Annotated in this window: 5 protein-coding genes; all 5 read left to right on the top strand. The window is 27.6% G+C overall.

Annotation, left to right across the window (positions count from 1 at the left end; all coding sequences use genetic code 11):
• Positions 1 to 959, top strand: a 959-nt coding sequence (locus H2280_RS07985) for a bacteriophage T4 gp5 trimerisation domain-containing protein (protein WP_337216201.1), incomplete at its 5' end; no start/stop codon positions are given.
• Between the two features lie 85 nt (positions 960 to 1,044).
• Positions 1,045 to 2,097 carry an ankyrin repeat domain-containing protein gene (locus tag H2280_RS07990; protein ID WP_337216202.1) on the top strand — a complete coding sequence of 351 codons (1,053 nt, stop codon included), beginning with the start codon at positions 1,045 to 1,047 and terminating at the stop codon, positions 2,095 to 2,097.
• A gap of 1 nt (position 2,098) precedes the next feature.
• Positions 2,099 to 3,553, top strand: a complete 1,455-nt coding sequence (locus H2280_RS07995; protein WP_337216203.1) for a hypothetical protein — start codon at positions 2,099 to 2,101, stop codon at positions 3,551 to 3,553.
• 9 nt (positions 3,554 to 3,562) lie between these two features.
• On the top strand, positions 3,563 to 4,048 hold the full coding sequence (locus tag H2280_RS08000; RefSeq protein WP_337216204.1) for a hypothetical protein: 486 nt from the start codon (positions 3,563 to 3,565) through the stop codon (positions 4,046 to 4,048).
• The coding region (locus H2280_RS08005; RefSeq protein WP_337216205.1) for a hypothetical protein at positions 4,045 to 5,271 on the top strand (1,227 nt) is incomplete at its 3' end. The genes H2280_RS08000 and H2280_RS08005, both read left to right, overlap by 4 nt.

Consider the following 5,271-nt stretch of genomic DNA (forward strand, 5'->3'; position numbering starts at 1 on the left):
CAACTATGCCTCAATATAATTATCCAAGATATCAAAGAGAGATTGCCACTAGCACTTTAAGTTATTTAAGCGAAGTTCCTATTATGATCAATCAAGGCTTAGATACCTTAAAACTTCAAGAAAATACAGATTATGAATTGAGCTCTATTAATAATCATTATCTTACTTTAGCAAATTCTACAATAGGAGTAGATAATACCGATGCAAAAGCAAGAAATGAAATCACTTTAAAAAATGACAAAGATAAAGAAGAAATTTATATCTTAGCGCAAAAAGATTATAAAGAAGAAATAGGCAATAATTATGAACAAACTATAAAAAGTAACAAAACCTCAGAAGTAGGAGCCTTATATACTGAATTTATCACTTTAGGTCATATGCAAAATATCGCAGGATTTAAAAATGTCAATGTAGGGGCAAAATATTTAGAAAATACTTTACTCTCTAAAGATACCAATGTGGGTTTAAGTAATACTTTAAATGTGGGAACAGATCAAGAAGTAAGGATCCATAAAAATAGCTATGAAAAAGTAGGAGAAAATAAGAAGGTAGAAATAGGCAGAAACTACGAAGAAAGAATTACAGGAGAATACACAAGTTCTGTATCGTCTAATAGAAAAGCATTTACTAAAGGTTATCATCATATACAAAGTCAAGGAAAATATAGTGTTTATACAGATTCTGAACTTGTAACAGAAGCAAAAGGTAATATTCAAGAGCATACAGAAAAATCTATCTTTATGGTTGCTAAAAAAGATCATAGTGTTAATGCAGAAAATGTTTCATCTTTAGCACAAAAGGATAATACTATTGTAGCGTGTAATAGAATAATCAATCAAGTAAAATCCACTTCTATAACAACTACAGCTAAAGAAGTTATTATCCAAGTTGGAGGAGTTCAAGTGATCATAGATAATAAAGGATTGAGAGTTAAAGGAGGAGATTTAAGAGCAGATTAAGTGGATATAAATTTTTATACAAAATATTTTATAAAAATTTAAAGATTTTATTGCAAAAATAAAAAAAATAAACAAAGGAAAACAAATGACTGAAGAAAAAATCATCTCTTATGAAGAATTTCAAGCAAATCCCATGCTTCAATGGTTTTTTGATAGAGAAATCAAGCATAGTATTAAAGATAAATATTATAAGGAATGGCAAGATTTTATCAACAAAGAAGGTATAAATGTGATTTGTATCACAAAAGATCCTAAGGGCGAGGATATTCTTAAGTTAGATTTATGGGATAGAAAGACAATATTGGATCCATTATTTCACTTTGCTTGTTATGATTATGAATTTTTTGAATTTATTTTACAATTTATAAAAGATCAAACATGGTTGAATTTTTTGCTTGCATGTAATGCAATTGCTTGGGGTAAAGATGTATCGAATTTAGAGCATACAAAAAAAATTATTAAGCTTTTAGTGGATAAGGGAGCTAATATCAATGCTTGCTTTTATCAAGGTAAGGAAGGGCGGTATGAACCTTTGATCTTTGAAACTATTCCTATATGTTCTGCCACTAAAACAGAAAGAGCTAATAAATTAGAACTTTTGCATTTTTTACTAGAACTTGGAGCAGATCCTAATCTTAAAAATTCAGAGGGTGAAAATTTATTGCACAATTTTCTTATTTCAGAGGAGCAAAAATTTGCTAATGCCTTAATCGATAGTGGTAAAATGAAAGATATCAATGAAATCATAGAATATGATAAAGGGGCAATTCGTTATGGAGAGAGTGCTTTGATATTGGCTATAAGGAAATGTTATTCTAATACAGTTAAAAAGCTCATTGAAGCAGGAGCTAATGTAAATGTTTTTGATCATTTTGGAGATTCTGCTCTTGATCTTATAGGCAATAAAAGTGAAACCATAAAAAAATACCTTCTTAAAGTAGGAGCTAAAAGTTCTTTAGAGCTTTTAGGCAGTGAAGAAAAACTGAGAGAATTTAAATATACTGAAATGCGAAAAAAAAGAGAAATACAAGATAAAATAAAAAAAGAACACGAAAAACAACTTAAGGAAAATTATCTTGCTATCTTAGAAAAAACTCCTTTAGTGTTTCATAGAAATATAGAAGTTATCAAGGCATAAAATGGTCACTATACATACAGGAGAGATTGAACTAATGTTGTGCGAGGAAGCACATTTTCATGAGGATTATGAAAATGAGATCAAAAATATTCCTATCGTAGGGGCCAAGATAAGAATATATAAAGTTCAAGATCAAGATAAAGATAAGAATAAAGATAAAGATAAAAGAACACTCCTGTATGATAATACTGCCAATGATCAAGGAAAAATAGAATTTTCTAATAGTGAGATTAAAGATGGGGAAATAAAACTTTATATAGAATTAGAACATCCTGACTTTGATAAAGAACCCATAGGCGGACATGTTTTTTTAAGAAAAGGTTTAGAAAAACAAAAAAATCCTATTTATTTTAGAAGAACTAAACTAAGATTAAAACATGCTCCTTTTGAAAAATTACAAACCCCTAAAGAATTTAGAGAAGCCCTTGAAATGGGTCATGCCGAAGGAAAAAAAACTCAAAAAGAGGATGAAGAATTAAGTCAAGATTGGGATAGTTTAAAAACCAAAGCAGAGGAACTTTTAGAAAGAAATAAAGCCATCATTGAAAAAACTTATGATAAAGAAATGAAAAAAGCTGAAGAACAATTGCAACGAGCTACAACTAAAGAAGAGGAAGATAAAATCAATGAAAAAATAAAGAAAATCGAAGCAGATAAAGAGGCAAAAAATGAAAGACACGATAAACAAAAAAATGCTTTAGAGGAGATTGTTAAAGATAAAGACATTAAAGCCCTTAAAAATTTCATCAACACAAGAGCAGGAGCTGACTATGCTGAATGGGTTGTTTCTTTTGCTCTTTTAAGACATGCTCCCCATCTTTATCACCAAAGAATCAACGCAGATGGTATCTTTGAAGATAATATAGGACAAACAGGAAGTGATCCTGACTTTCTTATCACGCTTGAAGATAAAAAAAGAATGATAGTAGAAGTTAAAAACTATGCTTATAGCAGTGCTTTAAATTTAACCGATCAAATTTCTTATCAATTAAAATGTGTAAAATTGTATGGAATGGATTATGCTATAGCTTGCAATAGAAGCACAAAAATAACAAATAGAGCGAATAATTCTTTTGGAAGTATCGAGAGTACAAAATTAGGAAATACAGAAGAAGCAATATATTCTCAAAATTTTAATCAACAACGTTTTGGGGCATCTATAAAAAACAATAAAAAATATGACATAGAAGAAAATGATAAAAAATTTTTTGAAAAAAATCAACAGGCAAGATACAAGGGTTTAAAATCCATATTGATAAAAATGTATCAAGATGCTTTAAATAATAAATCGCCTAGTTGGGTTTTTATTAAAAGACTTAATTTTAGAAACAATTTAGGAAAAATCAATGGAGAAGATTTTAATCTGGATAAACATTTTGTGAATTTTTATGCTAATTTGCATTCTCAAGATAGAAAAGCAATCAGCGCTGATTTTCAAGTTATTTTAGAACCTTAGGAGGAAAAAATGGTAAAAGAAATTGATTATGATTTACTTATAGCGATTGAAGAATCTAACGTAAGAAAGTTTAAAATTGCTTTAAAAAAAGGAGCTAATATTAATGGTATTGTGAGTGAAGAATACGAAGAATATGGTGATTTTGAATCAAGTTATGGTTTTACATTTTTAGCTGTAGCTGCAGAAACAGCTTTACGCGAGATTATAAATGTTCAACATAATAAAAAAGGCTTCAATAAAGAAGAATATGAAAAACAATACAGCGATGCTTTTGAAATTTTTAACACCTTAAAAGCTTTAAAACCAAATGAAAGTCAAGAAGATTGTATCAGTGCAAAAATTTGTATAGAAGGTATTGCTGAAACAAGAGAAATGGAACTTTATGATGATCCTTATTGTTATGGATATGATGAATTTGATGAAGAGATGGGCGAAGATGAATGGATAAGTGAAGATCCTGTTGTAGAGTATTTGAAAAGTTTTAAATTCGAATGAAAACACAAAATATAAGTGCTAATCAGGTTAGCTTTCATCTTTTATCTAAAAAGACCTTTAGCGATGAAAAATATCTTAACGCTTGGAGTCTAAAAGGTAATCGTTTAAATTTACAAGATTGGCTTGATTTTAAAAAAGCCAATGAAAATAATTTCTATAATAAACATTTAGAAAATACCTTAAAGGCTATGCAAGAGTTTAAAACCTTTTTTAGCATTGATCAATTTGAAGGTATTAATTTGAGCAAAGATGATGAATGGTTAAATTTTTTACCACAAAATTATACTCAAATTTATAATCGCTTATGTAGGGATAAAAGCAAATACATTTTACATCGATACTATCAAAAAGATGAATTAATACCTATAGGTTTTATAGAAAATCTTTCCCCTAATTTACCTTTTTGGAATGAAAGTGGTGAAAATTTTTCTCAAGATAAAATAGACACTTTTATAGAAAATGATCTTTTAGAACCTCATTTTAGCCAATATGATGTTTATTTTAATTCCTCTCTTAATTTAACTTTTAATTTTAATGAAGAAAATTTAAATTATTTGCTTCACAATTATGATTATAGAGTTAAAAAAAGTTTTATTGATGAGAAAAAATTACAAGAAAAACTCAATTTAGATAAAGAAAATAAAATCATCTTAGAGCTTGAATATATGTTTTTAAATCTTTGTAAAGGCATCAGTGCTGATTATGCTTTTATGGATTTTTCTTATTTTTTTGTAGCTTATGATTATCTTTTAAATTCAAAAAATAATCCTTTAAAATCTTATCCTTTAAATTTGAATGATTTTATTTATGAAAGAAGCTTTAAAGAAGCTTTAGAAAAATATACAAATAGTTATTTTTTAAATTATTTTTCTAAAGAATTATTAGAAAAGCTTGACACTCAAAATTTAACACATAGCAGATATAATCGTTATATTATAAATTATGATAAATTGCCTAAAAATTTAGAAGAAGAAAATATACAAGGTTTGCTCTCTAAACAAAAAGATATAAATATTAATTTTGTAAATTTTATAGATTATCAAGATTATGTTTATAACAATAAAGATGATTTTTGGAATTTGTCTTCGGAAGAAAATTCTATGCTTTGGGAAAAATTTTTAAGTAAAAATACCTTAAAACCTTTTCCTTTAAACTTTGATTGTTCCTTAGAAGAAAAATTTCTTTATGCTAAGGATGAGCAATTAGAAAACATTCTCAAATCT

Source organism: Campylobacter sp. 2457A (assembly GCF_020135895.1).
GTDB lineage: Bacteria > Campylobacterota > Campylobacteria > Campylobacterales > Campylobacteraceae > Campylobacter_D > Campylobacter_D taeniopygiae.